This window comes from Streptosporangium sp. H16, assembly GCF_051918855.1.
Lineage (GTDB): Bacteria > Actinomycetota > Actinomycetes > Streptosporangiales > Streptosporangiaceae > Streptosporangium.
In genome coordinates, this window is the sequence record NZ_JBPXMD010000030.1 from 51,918 (window position 1) to 69,030 (window position 17,113).

The 17,113-nt window shown below is 71.7% G+C and carries 16 protein-coding genes; 7 read left to right on the forward strand and 9 right to left on the reverse strand.

Translation table 11 applies throughout. From position 1 onward, the window contains the following. Positions 1 to 204 precede the first annotated feature (204 nt). Positions 205 to 675 carry a VOC family protein gene (locus tag ACTOQ2_RS34735; protein ID WP_362697335.1) on the forward strand — a complete coding sequence of 157 codons (471 nt, stop codon included), beginning with the start codon at positions 205 to 207 and terminating at the stop codon, positions 673 to 675. A 31-nt stretch (positions 676 to 706) separates the two neighbouring features. Here ACTOQ2_RS34735 and ACTOQ2_RS34740 read toward each other — a convergent pair whose 3' ends face one another. Then, positions 707 to 2,140, reverse strand: a complete 1,434-nt coding sequence (locus ACTOQ2_RS34740; RefSeq protein ID WP_440105062.1) for an aldehyde dehydrogenase family protein — start codon at positions 2,138 to 2,140, stop codon at positions 707 to 709. Positions 2,141 to 2,258: 118 nt separating this feature from the next. Further along, on the reverse strand, positions 2,259 to 3,086 hold the full coding sequence (locus ACTOQ2_RS34745; protein WP_440105063.1) for a helix-turn-helix domain-containing protein: 828 nt from the start codon (positions 3,084 to 3,086) through the stop codon (positions 2,259 to 2,261). Between the two features lie 223 nt (positions 3,087 to 3,309). On the opposite strand from ACTOQ2_RS34745, the gene ACTOQ2_RS34750 reads away from it, so the two are divergent. Beyond that, positions 3,310 to 4,344: a TAXI family TRAP transporter solute-binding subunit gene (locus ACTOQ2_RS34750; protein WP_440105064.1), complete on the forward strand. Its 1,035-nt coding sequence runs from the start codon at positions 3,310 to 3,312 to the stop codon at positions 4,342 to 4,344. A 123-nt stretch (positions 4,345 to 4,467) separates the two neighbouring features. On the opposite strand, the gene ACTOQ2_RS34755 is transcribed toward ACTOQ2_RS34750, so the two are convergent. Together ACTOQ2_RS34755 and ACTOQ2_RS34760 are read right to left on the reverse strand one after the other, a co-directional pair. Next, positions 4,468 to 5,979 carry an ATP-binding protein gene (locus ACTOQ2_RS34755; RefSeq protein WP_440105065.1) on the reverse strand — a complete coding sequence of 504 codons (1,512 nt, stop codon included), beginning with the start codon at positions 5,977 to 5,979 and terminating at the stop codon, positions 4,468 to 4,470. 6 nt (positions 5,980 to 5,985) lie between these two features. After that, positions 5,986 to 6,669, reverse strand: coding sequence for a response regulator transcription factor (locus tag ACTOQ2_RS34760; protein ID WP_440069432.1), 684 nt, complete (start codon positions 6,667 to 6,669; stop codon positions 5,986 to 5,988). A gap of 174 nt (positions 6,670 to 6,843) precedes the next feature. Here ACTOQ2_RS34760 and ACTOQ2_RS34765 point away from each other — a divergent pair, with 174 nt between their 5' ends. Genes ACTOQ2_RS34765 through ACTOQ2_RS34775 form a run of 3 tightly spaced genes read left to right on the forward strand, consistent with a single transcriptional unit; the run spans position 6,844 to position 9,861 of the window. Next, positions 6,844 to 7,872, forward strand: coding sequence for a tripartite tricarboxylate transporter substrate-binding protein (locus ACTOQ2_RS34765; RefSeq protein WP_440105066.1), 1,029 nt, complete (start codon positions 6,844 to 6,846; stop codon positions 7,870 to 7,872). A gap of 1 nt (position 7,873) precedes the next feature. Next, entirely contained in the window at positions 7,874 to 8,335 is a 462-nt protein-coding gene (locus ACTOQ2_RS34770) for a tripartite tricarboxylate transporter TctB family protein (RefSeq protein WP_440105067.1), read from the forward strand. A 20-nt stretch (positions 8,336 to 8,355) separates the two neighbouring features. Then, positions 8,356 to 9,861: a tripartite tricarboxylate transporter permease gene (locus ACTOQ2_RS34775; RefSeq protein ID WP_440105068.1), complete on the forward strand. Its 1,506-nt coding sequence runs from the start codon at positions 8,356 to 8,358 to the stop codon at positions 9,859 to 9,861. Positions 9,862 to 10,042: 181 nt separating this feature from the next. Here ACTOQ2_RS34775 and ACTOQ2_RS34780 read toward each other — a convergent pair whose 3' ends face one another. Beyond that, positions 10,043 to 10,477 carry an Rrf2 family transcriptional regulator gene (locus ACTOQ2_RS34780; protein WP_440105070.1) on the reverse strand — a complete coding sequence of 145 codons (435 nt, stop codon included), beginning with the start codon at positions 10,475 to 10,477 and terminating at the stop codon, positions 10,043 to 10,045. Positions 10,478 to 10,607: 130 nt separating this feature from the next. Between ACTOQ2_RS34780 and ACTOQ2_RS34785 the strand changes: the two genes are divergently transcribed. Further along, positions 10,608 to 11,357, forward strand: coding sequence for an SDR family NAD(P)-dependent oxidoreductase (locus tag ACTOQ2_RS34785; RefSeq protein ID WP_440105071.1), 750 nt, complete (start codon positions 10,608 to 10,610; stop codon positions 11,355 to 11,357). A gap of 223 nt (positions 11,358 to 11,580) precedes the next feature. After that, a complete protein-coding gene (locus ACTOQ2_RS34790) occupies positions 11,581 to 12,249 on the forward strand; it encodes a phosphotransferase (RefSeq protein ID WP_440105072.1) in 669 nt (222 codons plus the stop codon). A gap of 126 nt (positions 12,250 to 12,375) precedes the next feature. Here the strand turns inward: ACTOQ2_RS34790 and ACTOQ2_RS34795 are convergent, their stop codons facing one another. The 4 genes from ACTOQ2_RS34795 to ACTOQ2_RS34810 all read right to left on the reverse strand — a co-directional run bounded on the left by ACTOQ2_RS34795 (position 12,376) and on the right by ACTOQ2_RS34810 (position 16,967). Continuing rightward, complete coding sequence (locus ACTOQ2_RS34795) at positions 12,376 to 13,356, reverse strand: hypothetical protein (protein ID WP_440105073.1); 981 nt, start codon at positions 13,354 to 13,356, stop codon at positions 12,376 to 12,378. Between the two features lie 110 nt (positions 13,357 to 13,466). Then, the gene (locus ACTOQ2_RS34800; protein WP_440105074.1) at positions 13,467 to 14,366 is read right to left on the reverse strand and encodes a helix-turn-helix domain-containing protein; all 900 of its coding nucleotides are present in this window, start codon (positions 14,364 to 14,366) and stop codon (positions 13,467 to 13,469) included. Positions 14,367 to 14,515: 149 nt separating this feature from the next. Beyond that, on the reverse strand, positions 14,516 to 16,555 hold the full coding sequence (locus ACTOQ2_RS34805) for a cellulose binding domain-containing protein (protein ID WP_440105075.1): 2,040 nt from the start codon (positions 16,553 to 16,555) through the stop codon (positions 14,516 to 14,518). A gap of 109 nt (positions 16,556 to 16,664) precedes the next feature. Next, on the reverse strand, positions 16,665 to 16,967 hold the full coding sequence (locus ACTOQ2_RS34810; RefSeq protein ID WP_440105076.1) for a hypothetical protein: 303 nt from the start codon (positions 16,965 to 16,967) through the stop codon (positions 16,665 to 16,667). Between the last annotated feature and the right edge of the window lie 146 nt (positions 16,968 to 17,113).

Sequence of the window (17,113 nt, forward strand, 5' to 3'; positions counted from 1 at the left end):
TCACCTCCATATTGGGTAGAACGACCATCCTACGAAACGGTGCGGTCAGCTCAGGGCACGGTGTGCCCCTCTCCGTCGTACCGTCACGTTCCGGAGCCTCTCGGTCACGAGGACAGTCGTTTGACGGATATCAGATCCGGCTCGCGACGCTTCACTGACTTTCGACGCCTCCCAAACGGAGGTGACCATACGAAGGAGCCCGCAATGCCACTGCCTCCCAGCCCGCCGCACGACAGCGCGTCGCCGTTCGCCTCCATGCGCGGGCACCACACCGGGATCCGCTACCCCGACTTTGAGGAGGCCCGCTCGTTCTGGGTCGACACGATGGGCTGGCGGGTCCTGCAGACCTGGCCGTACGGCGACCTGACCCTCGCCTACATCCTGCCGCCCGCCCAGGACGACTTCCGCCTGGAGATCCTCGGCGGCCCCGGTGCGGCGGCCCAGCCCAGGTTCGGCGACGTCGACGCCAGCCTGTCGGTGAACGGCTACAACCACGTCTGTCTCTCCGTGGACAGCGTCGACGACACCCTCGCCGAGCTCCGCCGGCGCGGCGTGGACATCGTCAACCCGCCGTTCGAGATCGACGACATCAGCGCACGCCTCGCCTTCTTCCGTGACCCGTGGGGGAACATGTTCGAGATCTCCGAACGCATCGGCGACGATCACGCGCACTGATCGCGCCGGGTGGCCGGCAGGGCGATCGCGGTCACCGCCTGACCGTGAGGGTCTGTCGCTCGGTGAACTCGAGCAGGCCGGCCTGACCGCTCTCGACCCCGATGCCGGACTGCTTGAGGCCGCCGAAGGGCACGAGCGGCGACAGGTGCATGATCTCGTTCACCCAGACGGTGCCGGCCTGGAGCCGCTCGGCCACGGCGAGGGCGGCGTCCGGGTCCGCGGACCACACCGAGGCGCCCAGGCCGTACTCGCTCGCGTTGGCGCGGGCGACGGCGTCCTCGACGTCGTGGAATCTCAGCAGCGGCAGCACCGGGCCGAACTGCTCCTCCTGAACGATCCTGGCGTTCTCCGGGGGGTCGCCGATCAGGGTGGGGCGGAGGAACAGTCCGTCCGGCTCGTCCTCGGGCAGCCCGCCGGTGAGGATCTCGTGGCCACGGTCCCGGGAGTCCCGGAGCAGGTCGACGACGGTGTCGTACTGGCGGCGGTTGGAGATCGGGCCGATCCGCACGCCCTCGTCCAGGCCGTTGCCGACCGTCACCCGCTCGGCGAGGCCGACCATCCGCGCGGCGATCCGGTCGTACACGTCGGCGTGCAGGTAGAGGCGCTTGGTGGCCAGGCAGATTTGGCCGGCGTTGCCGAACGCGCCCCAGAACAGCTGCTCGGCGACCTGGTCGACGTCGACGTCCGGCAGCACGATCGCCGGGTCGTTGCCGCCGAGTTCCAGCGTGACGCGGGTCAGCGAGGCGCCGGCACCGGCCATGACGTCGCGCCCGGTCCTGGTCGACCCGGTGAAGCTGATCTTGTCGATGCCCGGATGCCGGGTCACCCACGGGCCCAGTCCGTCCGCGCCGGTGACGACGTTGACGACCCCGGCCGGCAGCACGTCGCGCAGCAGCTCGCCCAGTCGCAGCGCCGACAACGGGGTGAACGTCGACGGCTTCACGATCACGGTGTTGCCGGCCAGCAGGGCGGGGCCGAGCTTGAACGACAGCTGGCCCATCGGGTAGTTCCACGGGGTGATCGCCGCGACCACCCCCAGCGGTACGTGGCGGGTGATCGAACGCCGCTCCGCGTCGTCCTGGTTCACCGTCACGGGAAGATCGAGAGCCGCGGTCTCCCGGAGCCAGTGACCCAGCCCGGCGACCTCGCCGGTGGCGGCGGCCAGGGGTTTGCCCTGCTCCAGGGTGACGAGACGGGCGAGTTTCTCGGCGTTCGCGTCGATCACCTCGGCGATCGTGCGCAGGTACCGCCGGCGGTCCGCCACGGGGAGGGCCGCCCAGCCCGGCTGAGCACGGCGGGCGGCGGCGACGGCGGCGTCCAGTTGCTCGCGGGTGCAGTCCGGCGCCTCCCCGACGACCCGGCACGTGGCCGGATCGATCACGGGGTAGGTCGACGCCGCCGGGACGGCCACGCCGTCGATGGTCATCGAGTACGCCGCGGCTGCGGTCTGTGTCGGGGTTGGCATGTGCGTCTGCTCCTTGGGAACCCGGTCCACGGCGAGGTCTCCCGCCGTCGTACCGATGCTCCGTGGCCGGTGCCCCGGCCGGAAGGCAGCCGCTGCCTGGGTGTCGCGCTCCTAGGAATCAGCTCGCCGGGGTGAGGGAGGCCAGGTGGACCAGCGCTTCCTCGCTGCGGGAGCCCGGCCGCGGGGTGCCGACGAGGAGCTGCTGCCCGGCGGCGTCATGCACGTCGAAGGTCTGGTACGTCAGCTCGATCCGGCCCGCCACCGGGTGCACGAAGACCTTGAAGGCCCGCGTCAGCCTGCCGACCTCGTGACCGTTCCAGAGTTCCCTGAACTCGGGCGACGTCTCGGACAGCTCCTCCACCAGCCCTCCGATGGCGGCGTCGCCGGGGAAGCGCCCGGCGTTGAGCCGAAGCGCGTGGACGGTGCTGCGGCGCAGCAGCTCACAGTCGACGAACACGGTCCTCGCCTCCGGGTGCGTGAAGAGGACGCGCGGCATGTTGCGCTCCTCCCCGAAGGGCGCGAGCAGGGCGTCGGCGATCGAGTTGGCGGCGAGCACGTCGAACGCCGGGCCGAGCACGTAGGCCGCCGAGGACGGGAAGGCGTTCAGCAACTCCAGCAGCGAGGGGTGTACGAGGTCCCGAGGGCTTTCCCTGACGAGGCGCGGGTTGAGGCCGGCGAGCCTGAACATGTGTTCGAGAGCTTCGGTGGACAGCCGCAGCGCGCGGCCGATGGCATCGACGACCTGTGCCGACGGGTTGCGCTCCCGGCCCTGCTCGAGCCGGGCGTAGTAGTCGGCGCTCACGCCGGCGAGGACCGCGACCTCTTCCCTGCGCAGGCCCTGGACCCGGCGGCCCAGGGTGCCGCCGGCCAGGCCGACGTCACCCGGTTCGATCCGGGACCGGCTCGCACGAAGAAAACTCCTGAGCTCGTTGTCGGGTGTTGTCATGTTTTCATGGTAAAAGCCCAGGTGGCGGACCGGCGACGCGCGCTCCGCCCCAGGCCTGACCCGGCATCCTCTGCGTGATCTTGCCAACGCGGATGCCGGGCACGAGTCTGGACGACCATGGACCGAGAGACCTCACGGAGCCTGTCCGACCAGGTCCCGAAGACGGCGGTGGACGGCCTGGGCGGGGTTGACGCCGACGAGGCCTTGCCGGAGGGTGGCGCGGATGCGGTGTGTTGACGAGACGCCGACGTTGTCGGTGACCGGTGGTCGCCGTCCGTACCGTCCAGGCACGGCGCTGGACCGGGAGCCACGGCTCAGCCGGCGGGCGGTGCTCCTGGCCGCCGGAGGGCTGCTCGCCGGTTGCTCCCGGCAGCCCGAGGTCGACAGGGTCCACCTGCGACTGGCCACCGGGCCTGCGGGGGCGGTGTACCGGCGCATCGGCGGCGCGCTGGCCGAACACGTCTCCGAGCAGGTGCCGGGTGCCACCCTGGTCACCGTGCCGAGCGGGGCGTCCACCGACAACATCCGGATGCTGCGGGCCGGCGAGGTGCACCTCGGGCTGACGAGCCTGGACGCGCTGATCACGACCGACGGCAGCGCGCCCGAGGGACTCTCGGCGATATGCCGGCTCTATGACAGTCACCTGCATCTCGTGGTCATGGCCGGTTCGGCGATCGACGGGTTCCGTGCCCTGGAGGGCAGGCGCGTGTCCCTCGGCGCCCGCGACTCGGGCACCGAGTTCACGTCGCTGCGGGTTCTGGAGCTCGGCCGGGTGAACGCCGACGGCCGGTACCTCAGCCAGGCCGAATCGGCGGCGGCGCTGCGCGACGGCGAGATCGACGCGATGTTCTCCCTGACCGGCGTCCCGACCCCCGCCGTCACGGAGCTGGCGCAGCGGCACCCGATCCGGCTGATCCCGCTGGACGCGCAGGCGGACGCGCTCTTCGCGGCGTTCCCCGGTCCCTACACTCCGGCCATGATCCCCGCGACCGCCTACGCCGGCGTCCCTGCCACCCGTACCGTCGCCGTGCCGAACGTGCTTCTCGTGCGCAACGACCTGCCCGACGACCTGGTCCACGCCATCACCGACACGATCTTCACGCACACCGGCACGATCATCTCCGCCAGTCGCGACGCCGAGGCCCTTCCAGAGGCCGTTCCGGAAACGTGGCAGATCAACGTGCGTACCGGGATCTCCACCGCGTCGATCCCGCTCCATCCGGGCGCGGCCGCCTGGTTCCGCGACCGCAAGCGCTGACCCCGGACAACGACGGGCAGGTGACGGCGACAGGCATGCGACGGCGACGGGCCGGTGACGGGGCCCGGGGCCTCGGACCGGCGAGGGAGCCCGGGGCCTCGGACACGCGACGGGCACAGGTTCTCAGACCTGTGACGGAGCCGGGTCGCCGGCCGGCGACGCCACCCGTGGAACGACCGGCAACGCGACCACCGCGGCGAATCCGCGCCCGGACCCGTCCGGGCGCGGCAGGCCCTCCTCCAGCCGCAGCTCGCCCCCGGCCGCCCCGACCAGGTCGGCGCAGATCGCCAGCCCCAGGCCGGTGCCGGGCACGTTCTGGTGCCGCGGCGACCGCCAGAACCGCTGTAGCGCCTGGGCTCGCTCGGACGCGTCGATTCCCTGGCCGTCGTCGCGGACGGCGATTGTGACCACCTCTCCTGCCGCGGAGGCGTCGCCGGGTCCGGCGCCCGCGCCACCGGGGGCGACCGGGGCGGTGCTCGTGCGACCGGGGGCGACCCGGGCGGTCACCTCCACCACCCGCGCGTCCGACAGCCGTAACGCGTTGCTGATCAGCTCGTCCAGGACGCTGCCCAGCCCGCCCGGCGGCTCCAGCAACCGCAGCCCCGGCGGCACGTCGACCGCCAGTGTCTGCCCCGCCGTCGCCGTCAACGCCTGCCACCGGTCCACCCGGGTCGCCAGCACCGCGTCGAGATCCACCGGCGACGCCGTCCGTATGCTCTCCATCCGCGCACTGGCCTGCAGCGAGTTCAGCATCCGCTGCATCGCCTTCAGCTCGTCGACGGCGACGTCGTAGACCTGCCGCCCGTCGCCGGACGCGCGCAGGTGCGGTTCCAGGCTCTCCACGGCGAGCCGGAGGCTGGTCAGCGGGTTGCGCAACTGGTGCGACGCGTCGGACACGAACGCCCGCTGCCGCTGCACGGCGTTCTCGACCGCGTCCATCATGGTGTTGAACGACTCCGCGAGCCGCCGCAGCTCGACCGGGCCGGCCTCGGCGTCCGCCCGGATGGTGAGGTCGCCCCGCGAGATCCGGGAGCTCGCCGCGTCCAGCTCCCGCACCGGCCGCAGCACCCACGCCGACACCGGCCAGGCGACGGCCACCAGCGCGACCAACGGCAGCAGCCCGAGCCCGGCGAGCTGGGCCCATCGCACGAGGATGCGATGGCGCGTCCTCGACAGGTCGGAGATCGTCACGACGGTGCCGACGACCTCGCTGTCGCGGCCCACCGGCTCCGCGACCACGAGCGCGGAGTCGTCCCACGGCGCCCATTCCCAGGACGGTTCGGACCTCGCCCCGGCCAGCGCCGCGGTCACGATCCGGGGCAACGCCGGCTCGGCCCGCGCCGCCTCCCGGTACGCGCCGGCCGGTCCGAGCAGCACCGTGCCCGACATGTCGATCACCGCGACCGGGATGCCGTACAGCCTGTGGTAGTGCGTCAGCTCCTGGTGGAGCGCCTCGGTCCGCCCGGTCGACAGCGCGGTCTCGGCCAGCGACGCGAACCGGCCGACGTCGTTGAGCCGGTCGACGTAGGTCTCCTGCATCTCCCGCTCGGCCACGGTGACGCTGAGCGGCACCCCGAGCGCCGCGACGAGCAGCACCGCGAGAGGCACCAGGACGGCGAGCAGGCGACGGTGCACGGCGCGTCAGCCGATCAGCTCCGGCTGGTCGGCCAGGAGCCGATAGCCGACTCCGTGGATCGTGCGGATCAGCACGACAGGCCCGAGCTTGTGCCGCAACGCCGCGATGTGGGTGTCCAGGGTGCGGCTCGAGGACTCCCAGGTCGCTCCCCAGATCTGGTCGAGGATGACGTCGCGGCTCACCACGTTCGGTGCCCGCCGGGCCAGCAGCAGGAGCAGCTCGAACTCCTTGCGGGTCAGCGTCACGAGCGTGCCGTCGACGGTGACCTCGCGGGTGCCGACGCCGATCCGCATCGGGCCGAGGACGAGCGGCTCGTCCGGGTGGCTCAGGGCACGAGCCACCCGGGTGCGCCGCAGGACGGCGTCGATCCGGGCCAGCAACTCCGGGATGCCGAACGGCTTCACGATGTAGTCGTCCGCGCCGGCGCGCAGGCCACGGACCCGCTCGTGCTCCTCCGATCGCGCCGTCACGGCGATGACGGCGGTCTCCGGGCGGTCACGCAGCTTGCGGATCACGTCGAGTCCGTCGCCGTCGGGCAGACCCAGGTCGACGAGGACCACATCGGACGGGGCGGCGCGCACGGCCTCCGCGGCGGTGGCGACGCGGTGGACCTCGAAGCCCGCCTGGGCCAGGACGGTCACCAGAGCCCGCGCCACGCGGTCGTCATCCTCGATGATGGTGATCCGCATACCGGCGGATTGTACGGCCCGGATCGGTACTTGGTCAGCCCTCCGCTTCTTGGAATTTCTCTGGCATCCGGCACATTCTTGGGATTTCTCTGACACCATCCGCGTCCCCGCCAGCCGAGACTGAGGCCGCGCACTTACCGACAAACGCGCGTGCGCCGAGGAGGAGGCCGCGATATGAGAACGACCAGCAGATACCGGGCCGTCGCGCGGATGGTCGCCACGATCGGCGTCGTCTCGCTCGTCGCGGCCTGTTCCGGAAACGGGGGCGCCCCCGGCGCGGGCGCGAGCGGCGCCGGGGGCTACCCGGACAAGAACATCACGTTCGTCGTGCCGTTCAGCGCGGGCGGCCCCACGGACACCGTCACCCGCATGATCGCCGAGCCGATGGCCGCCAAGCTCGGCGCCAAGGTCGTCGTCCAGAACGCCGAGGGCGCGGGCGGCACGGTCGGCGCGGGCGAGGTCGCGCGGGCCGATCCGGACGGCTACACCGTGCTCATGCACCACATCGGCATGTCGACGGCGCCCGCCCTGTACAAGGACCTGGGCTACAAGCCGCTGGAGAACTTCGAGATGGTCGGGCTCGTCACCGAGGTGCCGATGACGGTCGTCGCCCGCAAGGACTTCGCGCCCGCGACGCTCCAGGACCTCGTGACCTACGTGAAGGCGAACGCCGGCAAGGTCACGCTGGCCAACGCCGGCATCGGCGCCGCGTCCCACCTGTGCGGCCTGCTGTTCCAGTCCGCCGCCGGGGTCAAGCTCCAGGAGGTCCCGTACGAGGGCACCGGCCCCGCGCTGACCGACCTCGTCGGCGGCCAGGTCGACTTCATGTGCGACCAGACGACCAACACCAGCGGCCAGATCTCCGCGGGCGAGGTGAAGGCGTACGCGGTCACCACGCCGGAGCGGGTGAAGAGCCTGCCCGACCTGCCCACCACGACCGAGGCCGGGCTGCCCCAGCTCCAGGTCAGCGTGTGGCACGGTCTCTATGTCCCGAAGGGCACGCCACAGGACGTCGTCCAGAAGCTGTCCGAGGCGCTGAAGGTGGCACTCGCCGACAAGGGGGTCGTCGACCAGATGGCCAAGCTCGGCACCGCGCCGGTCGCGGCCGAGGACGCGACCCCGCAGGCGCACCGGGCCAAGCTCGAAGAGCAGCTCGGCACCTGGGCGAAGGTCATCGCCGACGCCGGCGTCAAGGCCTCCTGAGGTGGAGCACCGCCGGTCCCTCCCGGACATCCTCGCCGGGGGAGTCTTCGTCCTGATCGGTGGCGCGTTCGTGGTGGGGGCGCTCGGCTACGAGCTGGGTACCCCGCTGCGGATGGGCCCCGGCGCCTTCCCGCTGCTGGTCGGCGCGACCGTGGCCGCCCTGGGCCTGGCGATCGTCGTCAAGGGGCTCGTCGCGGGCGAGGTGATCGAGTTCGGGCCGATCCCCTGGCGTGCGGTCGCCCTCATCGTGCTCGCGGTCCTGTTCTTCGGGCTCACCGTCCGGGGCCTGGGGTTCGTGCCGACGTCGGCGGTGACCGCCCTGCTCACCGCGCTGGCCAGCACGCGCGTACGGCTGCTCACGGCCGTCGCCGTGGCCGCCGGGCTCACCGTGGCCGCCACGCTCATCTTCGTCGTCGGACTTCAGCTGCGGATCCCGCTCCTGGGCCCGTGGCTGGGGTTCTGACGCGGCATCCGGATTGAGGCATGGAACTTCTCGACAACCTCGCGCTGGGCTTCTCGACCGCCCTCCTTCTCCAGAACGTCCTCTACTGCTTCGTGGGAGTGCTGCTCGGGACGGCGGTCGGCGTGCTGCCCGGCATCGGGCCGACGGCGACGGTGGCGATGCTGCTGCCGATCACCTTCAGCTTCGAGCCGGTGACGGCGCTGATCATGCTGGCCGGCATCTACTACGGCGCGCAGTACGGCGGCTCGACGACCGCCATCCTGATCAACCTGCCCGGGGAGTCGTCGGCGGCGGTCACCGCGCTGGACGGGCACGAGATGGCCCGCCAGGGCCGGGCCGGTCCTGCCCTGGCCGCCGCCGCGATCGGGTCCTTCGTCGCGGGTACGGTGGCCACCGTCGTGCTGGCCGTCGCGGCCCCGCCGCTGGCCCGCGTCGCGCTGCGGTTCGGCCCGGCCGAATACTTCTCGCTGGTGCTGTTCGGCCTGATCGTGTCGATCGCGCTGGCGCGCGGCACGGCGCTCAAGGCACTGGCGATGATCGCGCTCGGCGTCCTGTTCGGCACGGTCGGCCAGGACCTCTACACCGGCACGCCCCGGTTCGTGTTCGGCCAGCGCGAGCTGTACGGCGGCATCGACTTCGTGTCGGTCGCCGTCGGCATGTTCGGGCTGGCCGAGATCCTGCGCAACCTGGAGAACGAGCAGACCCGCACGGCGATCGTCGGCAAGGTGAGGAACCTCTGGCCGACGCGCGAGGACCGGCGCCGGATCGTCGGCCCGATCCTGCGGGGTACCGGTCTCGGCGCCGCGCTCGGCGTCCTGCCCGGCGGTGGCCACGTGCTGGCCTCGTTCACCTCGTACGCCGTCGAGAAGCGGATCTCGAAGCGGCGGCAGGAGTTCGGGCGCGGCGCGATCGAGGGCGTCGCCGGCCCCGAGTCGGCGAACAACGCCGCCGCGCAGACGTCGTTCATCCCGCTGCTCACCCTGGGGCTGCCCGCCCACCCGGTGATGGCGCTGATGGTCGGCGCGTTCATCGTCCACGGCATAACCCCCGGCCCGAACGTCATCGTCGACGAACCGGCGCTGTTCTGGGGGCTGATCGCGTCGATGTGGATCGGCAACGTGCTGCTCGTGCTGCTGAATCTGCCGCTGATCGGCCTGTGGGTGCGCATGCTGCGCATCCCGTACCAGGTGCTGTTCCCGATGATCATCCTGTTCGCCGCGATCGGCACGTACTCCCTGGAGTTCAACGCGTACGACGTCTACGCGATCGTGTTCTTCGGGGTCCTGGGCTACATCCTGATCAAGTGCGGCTGCGAGCCGGCGCCGCTGCTGCTCGGCTTCGTCCTCGGCCCCCTGCTCGAGGAGAACCTGCGGCGGGCGCTCATCATCTCCCGTGGGGACGCGTCGGTCTTCCTGACCCGGCCGATCTCCGCGGTGCTCCTCACCCTGGCCGTGGCGGCGCTCGTCGTCGCCGTCCTCCCGGCGATCCGCAGGCGCCGCGAGGTCGTGTTCACCGAGGAGGAGTAGGAACTCCCCATCCGCGGCTCCGGGGGCCGAGTCCCCGGCGGCGCGCGATCGACCACGGCTCCGGCCCTCCTCGCCGGGCCGGGGTCTTCGCCGAACCCGGTGCGGCCACTCGACGCGGCCGTCCCCGATCGGGCGCCGGCACACCGGGACTCCCCGAATCGACCACCTGCGAAGCGCGAAGCTAGCGAGGTGCCGCGAGGACGTCCCGGACGACGTCCTCCAGCGTGACGCGGGCCAGCTCGCGTCTCAGGGTCTCCTCGATGCCCTCGTAGATGCCCCGCATCGCCGGCTGGATGCCGTACCCCACCACGCATCCCTGGTCCGGGGTGGCACGGTGCATCCCGAACATCGGGCCGGGTTCCACCGCCTCGTACACGTCGAGCAGGGTCATCGACTCCAGGTCGCGCGCCAGCGACCAGCCCGCGCCCACACCCCGCCGGGACTCCACGAGCCCCGCCCTGCGCAGCTCGCCGAGCAGCCGCCTGATCACCACGGGATTGGTGTTCGCGCTGCTCGCGATCTGCTCGGACGTGGCGACCTCGTGGCCCTGGAGCTGGTAGAGGCTGATCCAGGCCAGCGCGTGGGCGGCGATGGTCAACTTGCTGTTGGCGCTCATGAACCCTCATCTCTCGGCCGCGACACCGTATGGTACGGCCGCCCAGTCGTAACAACAAATGTTGCGACCGCTCCATCGTAACCATTAGTGTTACGACTGTTCGGACGGATCGATCAGTGAGGTGAGAAGAATGAACAAGCCGCTCACAGGCAAGGTCGCCCTGGTCACCGGGGGTTCCCGCGGACTGGGAGCCGCGACCGTACGGCTGCTGGCCGAGCAGGGCGCCGACGTCGCGTTCACCTACGTCAGCTCCGACGAGCGGGCGCGGGCCGTCGTCGAGGAGGTGCGAGGCAAGGGCGTGAAGGCCGTCGCCATCAAGTCCGACCAGGCGGACACGAGCGGGGCTCCGGCGCTGATCGACGAGGTGGTCGCGTCCTTCGGCGGCCTGGACATCCTCGTCAACAACGCGGCGGTCTCGGTGGGCCGCAGGGTGGACGACCCGGAGGCCGACACCGCCGCGCTGGACCGGATGCACGCCACCAACTACCTCGGCGTGATCGCCGTCATCCGGGCCGCCTCCCGGGTGCTGCGCGCGGACGGCCGCATCATCACGGTGAGTTCCGGGCTGGGCTCCCGGGTCGGCGTGCCGGGCCTCGCCGACTACTCGGCGACCAAGTCGGGAATCGAGAGGTACACCATGGGCGTCGCGCGGGACCTCGGACACCGGGGCATCACGGCCAACGTCGTGGAGGCCGGCCTGATGGAGAGCGGGATGGAACCGCCGGACCCCGAGACCCTCAAGGCCCTGCTCAGCTCGCTGTCCCTGCAGCGCATGGGCCGTCCCGAGGAGATCGCCGAGGCGATCGCCTTCCTGGCGAGCCCCGCCGCCTCGTACGTCACGGGCGCGGTGCTGGACGCCCACGGCGGCTACAACGCCTGAACCGGACCCTGCCGCGTGCCTCCGACGGGCGTCGTCGTCGTCACCGACCAGTCGTCATGGTGAGACCGGGCTCGCGGAACGGCGGTTCCGGCTCGGCGACGGGCGGCGACGGGCGGCGACGGGCGGCTTCGTCGCGTCGTCCGGGCGGCGGGCGGGGGAGCGATCTGCCCGCGTCACCATGAGGCGGTTGCCGTACGGGCGGTCGTGCGCGACGCTCTTGCACATGCGCATCGGTCCTCTGCTCGGCTCCGGCCGTACCGCGGATGTGTTCGCGATCGACGACGCGTGGGTGCTGCGCCGATACCGGGACGGCGGTGACGCGTCCGCCGAGGTGGCCGTGATGTCCTACGTCTCCGGCCAGGGATATCCGGCGCCGCGTGTCGGGCCGGCCGTGGGCGGGGATCTGATCATGGAGCGGTTGTCCGGCCCGACCATGGTCGAGGCGCTCACGCGGGGCGCGATCACTCTGGAGGAGGCCGGCACGGTCCTGGCGGGGCTGCTGCGTCGTCTGCACGCTTTCCCTGCGCGGGTCTCGGCCGACCCGGCGGATCGCGTCCTCCACCTCGACCTGCATCCGGAGAACGTGATGCTCACGCCCGAGGGGCCGGTCGTGATCGACTGGGCCAACGCCAAGGACGGCCCGCCCGCGCTGGACTGGGGGATGTCCGCCCTCATCCTGGCGGAGGTAACGGTGGGCCCGCTGGCCGAGGCGTCCATGGCCCGCCCGATCCTGGTCTCCCTGCTCAGCGAGGTCGACCATGCGATCGACCTCGAAAGGGCTCTGGCCATCCGGGCCGCCAACCCGACGCTGAGCCAGGCAGAGAAACGACTCCTCGGCGAGGCCGTGGCGCTGGTGGGCTCCCTGCATCCCGCGTCCCGGCCCGGCGCTTGAACCCGCGACGGTCGCGTCGACGACGCCCTCAGATCATCGCCGCATCCAGGATCAGACCGGGAAGGCCGGCACCGAGGACGAGCGCATCGGCCTCCGTCGGTCCCGGCCGCTCTCGGCGCTCCTCACCTACGGGTGGTCGCGCAGGCGCGCGCGCAGCAGGTTGGGGTCGGTGGCCGTGGTGTAGGCGGCGCTGAGCACGTACACGTCATCGCCGCGCAGCGCGACGGAGGTGGGGTTCTGCAGGCCGTCGGTGGCGTCCAGAACGGTGGTGCCGGTGCCGTCGGACCGGATGCGTACGACCTTGTTGGGGGCGTTGAGGGCGGCGAGGATCTCGTCACCGCGTCCGGTGAAGGCGAAATCGTCGATACCGACCATGCCCGACGCCCTGACCTGCGGTGCTCCCGCGCGGTTTCCCGAGCGGATCGGAATGCGCAGGAGGGTGCCCCGGTCGAGGTTGGTCACCCACAGCGCGCCGCGGTGTACTTTCGCGCCGTTGGCGCCGAGGAAGCCGGCCGGGGCGAGCTCGGGAGCCGTGGACCACGCGACGGGTGTGCCGCCGGTGACGGGGACGGTCCACACGGTGCCGAGCACCGAGTCGGTGATGTAGAGCCGTTTGCCGTGCCCGTCCAGTGCCAGCCCGTTGGGCAGGCCGTTCGCGGGCAGCGCGGCGATGCGCCGCGGGGCCTTCCCCGGGCGCAGCCGCCACAGCCCCGTCAGATCGGCCGTGCCCGTCGCGTACAGCATGTACACGGTGCCGTCCGAGGTGTGGGCGATACCGGTGGCCAGGGGGAAACCGAGGACCGGCGTGTTGACTCCGCCGTCGGTGGGCGCGGGCAGCGTCGCCAGGACGCGCGTCCTGCCCTGGGGAGTGACCTGGGCCACCTGGCGGCCGGCGGCGAAGGTGACGTTCGCCGTGCCGTCGGGCAGCAGGGAGATGTTCTCCGGCATCTGGCCCGCGGACAGGTCGAAGTGGGTGGCGATCCGCACATCTGTCAGCGGTCCCCTGGCGGCCGTCGCGCCGGCCATCGCGGTCGGCGCGGTCGGCGTCAGAACGGCGGCGGCCAGCAGGGCGGCCGACATAGTGATCTTGATGCTTCGCTTGGGCATGATTCCTTCACTGTTTTCCGGCATGCGGCAGCCGCGGTTCGGCGCCGTGGGGTGAGGGGTGTCGTGGGGGTGTCAGGGGGTGTCGAGGGGGGAGTCGCGATCCCCTCGGGTCAGGTGGTGCGGGTTCCGGCGCCGTGGCGCGGCCGGGTCGTCTCCCGCGGCGCGGTGACGTGGGAGAGCAGGGTCAGGGCCGTCGCGGAGGGGGAGCCGGGATCGGCCGTGGCCACCACCAGGGCCGGGCCGTTCCCCCGCGGGCTCTGCAGCGTCTGCTGGGTGACCGTCAGCGTCCCGACCAGGGGGTGGCGCATCTCGTAGTCGGCGACATCGCAGGCCAGGACCCGGTGATCGGCCCACATCGAGGCGAACTCCGGACTGCGCATGGTCAGCTCGCCGATCAGCCCGGCCAGCAGCGGATCGTCCGGGTGCCGCCCAGCCGTGAGGCGCAGGTTGCCCACCACGGCCCTGGCCTTGGCGTGCCAGTCGGTGTACAGGTCGCGGGTGTGCGCGTCCAGGAACACCAGCCTGGCCATGTTCGGCCGTCGCTCCGGGACGCCGGGGCCGTCCGGGTCGAGATGGCCGGCGAACAGGCCGTGACCCTGACGGTTCCAGGCCAGGACGTCGCTGCGGCGGCCGACCACGATGGCGGGCGTGCTCTCGAAGGCCGCCAGCAAGGCGCTGGTCGCCGGGGTGACGCGTTCGGGACGCGGCCGGCTCGCGGGCCGGCCGCGTCTCGGCGCGCCGGCCAGGGCGTGCAGATGGGCACGCTCGGGCTCGTCCAGGCGCAGGGCGTTCGCTATGGCGTCGAGCACCTCGCGCGAGGCGTTGCGCGACTGGCCCTGCTCCAGGCGGGTGTAATAGGGCGCGCTGATGCCCGCGAGCATCGCGAGCTCCTCCCGCCGCAGCCCGGGCACCCGGCGTCGCTCGCCGTAGGTCCGCAACCCGACGTCTTCGGGTCGCAGCAGGCCACGGCGTGCCTGGAGGAAGTCGGCGAGGTGCCCGTGCTCGGTCATGGAGCCAAGTATGCGCACCGCGGGCGAACCGCGCCTCACCCCGCCGGGGTAGGGATCCGCGGGGTCCGGCTCCCCCGAGCCCCGGCCTCCGGGACCCGCGCGCCGGGCGACGGTCCGTGGGCCGTCGCCCGGTTCGTCGGCCGTAACCGTCACCTGGTCGTGCAGACGGTCCCGTTGAGGGTGAAGACCGCGGGCAGCGTGTTCGGGCCGCTGTAGTTGCCGACGAAGCCGATCGTGGCCGACGCGCCCGTGGGCAGCGAGCCGTTGCCGGAGTCGTTGACGACCTTGACGTCCCGCCCGTTCTGCGTCCAGACGGCGCCCCAGCCGCTGCCCAGGCTCTGCCACGTCCTCGGCCAGCTGAAGTTCAGGGTCCAGCCGTCGATCGGCGCGCCGTTGTTGGTGATGTCGATGGCGCCGACGTAGCCGCTGGCCCAGTCGGACTGCTTGGTCAGGCGTACCGAGCACGAGCTGGAGGCGGGCGTGCCGGTCGTGAACGTCAGCGGCGCGGAGGGCGACGAGACGCCGCCGCCGCTGTCCCGGGCGATCACGTTGACCGTGTGGCGCGTGCCCGGATTCAGGTTGTCCACGGTCAACGAGGTTCCGGTGGTCTCGCCGAGCTGCTCGCTGACGGCCCCGTTCTGGCGGTGGACCTCGTACTTCACGACCGGGCGCGCGCCGGCGGAGGCGGCGGGCCAGGAGATGGTGGCGGTCTTGTCCGTCACGGCGGAGGCCGCCGGCTGTCCGGGCATGCTGGGCAGGCCGGTCTGGGCGGAGGAGGGACGCAGGACGATCGTGGTCAGCGAGAGCGGTGGCAGCGTCTGGCCGGTCGCGCTGCCCGCCGTCGAGGTGGTGATGCTCGTGGCGCCGTTGGTGTGGGTCAGCACGGTGGGAGCCCCGGACGCCGGGCTGAAGCCCGAGTAGCCGATCGTGACGGGGTAGGACGTGTCGGACGAGGTGTTGATCAGCAGGACGGCCAGATCGCCGTTGGGGCGGCGCGCGGCGTGCGCGACGACCTTCTCCTGGTCGGTCGCGGCCCGGATGAACCGGTCGCCCGGGCGGGCGAACCTGCTCACCATCTGGAGGGCGTAGTACGGCGCGAAGGGCGTGTTCGCCGACGGTTCGCAGACGCTGCCGTCGGAGGTGCACGTCCCGCTCGACAGCAGTCCGAAGTCGCCGTAGTCGGTGTGTCCCTCGACCTGCGTGACGCTGCCGATGCCGTTGTGGACGTTCCACCAGTCGACCGTGAAGACCCCGTTGGCCAGCAGCGTCGCGTAGGCGTCGGCGGCGGCCAGCGCGCCGGGCTGGGTCGTCGTGCCGCCGCTGCTCGACCCGGTGTTGAACTCGGTCATCGCGATGCCGATCCGTTCGGAACCGGCCCCCACGTGCTCCGCGATCTGCCGGCGGGTGAGGTGGATGATGTCGGGAACGTGCGCGGTCCTGTCGAAGGCGCCGGGGTACCAGTGCAGGATCACGAAATCGATCTTCGACCCGGCGGTCGACAGGACGACGTCGTTCCAGGTCCCGGCGTCGCCCTCGGCGACTATCCCGTCGGGCCAGTTGGCGGGCGTGGTCAGCACCGCGCCGATCTTGATGGTCGGGTCGACGGCCTTCATCGCGTCGGAGTAGGCCACGACATGGCGCGCGTACTCGGCAGGGCTCTTGTCGGCGTGGTCGTCGGCCTCCCAGGCGGCACCGTAGTGGCCGTTGCCGTAGTTCTCGTTGCCGATCTCCCAGTACTTGACGCCGTAGCCCTTGACGACGTTGGCGTGCCGCACCCAGGCGGCGGCCTCCGCCGCCGTACCGGTGCCGTAGTTGGCGGTCACCATCGGCTGCGCGCCGGTGCGCCGCACGCCGCGCATGAAGGTGTCGAAGTCGGTGTCGGGAGCGACGTAGCCGCCGGGGGCGGTGTGGTCGGCCCAGTGGTAGATGTCGGAGTACGAGCCGCCGGGGTAGCGCAGCACCTTCATGCCCGCGTCCTTGAGCAGGTCGGCGGTCTCGTCGGTGCCCAGGCGGGCGTCCCAGATCGCGTGGTTGGTGCCGATGCCGGTCTCGGGGGCGGCGGCGAGCGCGGCACGGGCGTTGACGGTCACCGCGACCGGCGCGACCTCGTCGGCGTGCGCCGTGGGGACGGTGAGGACGGCCAGCGTCAGCAGAAGCGCGGACGCTGCCCGTAACGGAGTTCTCGGCATCGGTGTACCTCGCAACGGATAGTGGTGTTCACTCGACACCCCCTCCCTGACCCGGAGGCAACATGATCGTCAGCGGTCGCCTCCCATCCGTCAACCGGCGGTGAAACTTTCACGCCGGCCGGTCGGCGCGGCGGAGGGCGCCGATCACGGGGGGCTTCTCGCCCCCGACGACGAGCGTGTAATCGACACCTGTGCTGAAGTCGCCGGAGGATCCGCGAATGGTCAGTGTGTGACGACCGGGCCGCAGCGGCTGGAGGCGCACCCAGATGCCGCAGGCGTAGGAGGTGGTCGTTCCCGCCTCGCCTGTCAGGGGGTTGCCCGCCACACCGGTCACGGCGACGTTGTCGTCCTCCATCCGTTCCGGGGTGACCGGCCTGCCGTCCAGGGTGGCGCCGCCTCTGGCCGCGGTCATGAAATCCCGGCACGTCGCTTCGGAGGCGATCCGGTTCACCAGCGGGAACACTATCGGCCGGGCTGCGGGAACCTCGCATGTCCGCCGCAAGGTACCGCCGAAGGTCCCGGCGAGGAACCATACGTCCGCCGGCTGGTTCCGGCCGC

What these genes read in the sequence shown, in the direction of transcription:
- ACTOQ2_RS34735 (WP_362697335.1), top strand. Translation starts at nt 205, where the DNA reads ATGCCACTGCCTCCCAGCCCGCCGCACGACAGCGCGTCGCCGTTCGCC.
- ACTOQ2_RS34740 (WP_440105062.1), bottom strand. Translation starts at nt 2,140, where the DNA reads ATGCCAACCCCGACACAGACCGCAGCCGCGGCGTACTCGATGACCATC.
- ACTOQ2_RS34745 (WP_440105063.1), bottom strand. Translation starts at nt 3,086, where the DNA reads ATGACAACACCCGACAACGAGCTCAGGAGTTTTCTTCGTGCGAGCCGG.
- ACTOQ2_RS34750 (WP_440105064.1), top strand. Translation starts at nt 3,310, where the DNA reads ATGCGGTGTGTTGACGAGACGCCGACGTTGTCGGTGACCGGTGGTCGC.
- ACTOQ2_RS34760 (WP_440069432.1), bottom strand. Translation starts at nt 6,669, where the DNA reads ATGCGGATCACCATCATCGAGGATGACGACCGCGTGGCGCGGGCTCTG.
- ACTOQ2_RS34765 (WP_440105066.1), top strand. Translation starts at nt 6,844, where the DNA reads ATGAGAACGACCAGCAGATACCGGGCCGTCGCGCGGATGGTCGCCACG.
- ACTOQ2_RS34775 (WP_440105068.1), top strand. Translation starts at nt 8,356, where the DNA reads ATGGAACTTCTCGACAACCTCGCGCTGGGCTTCTCGACCGCCCTCCTT.
- ACTOQ2_RS34780 (WP_440105070.1), bottom strand. Translation starts at nt 10,477, where the DNA reads ATGAGCGCCAACAGCAAGTTGACCATCGCCGCCCACGCGCTGGCCTGG.
- ACTOQ2_RS34785 (WP_440105071.1), top strand. Translation starts at nt 10,608, where the DNA reads ATGAACAAGCCGCTCACAGGCAAGGTCGCCCTGGTCACCGGGGGTTCC.
- ACTOQ2_RS34790 (WP_440105072.1), top strand. Translation starts at nt 11,581, where the DNA reads ATGCGCATCGGTCCTCTGCTCGGCTCCGGCCGTACCGCGGATGTGTTC.
- ACTOQ2_RS34795 (WP_440105073.1), bottom strand. Translation starts at nt 13,356, where the DNA reads ATGCCCAAGCGAAGCATCAAGATCACTATGTCGGCCGCCCTGCTGGCC.
- ACTOQ2_RS34800 (WP_440105074.1), bottom strand. Translation starts at nt 14,366, where the DNA reads ATGACCGAGCACGGGCACCTCGCCGACTTCCTCCAGGCACGCCGTGGC.
- ACTOQ2_RS34805 (WP_440105075.1), bottom strand. Translation starts at nt 16,555, where the DNA reads ATGCCGAGAACTCCGTTACGGGCAGCGTCCGCGCTTCTGCTGACGCTG.
- ACTOQ2_RS34810 (WP_440105076.1), bottom strand. Translation starts at nt 16,967, where the DNA reads ATGACCGCGGCCAGAGGCGGCGCCACCCTGGACGGCAGGCCGGTCACC.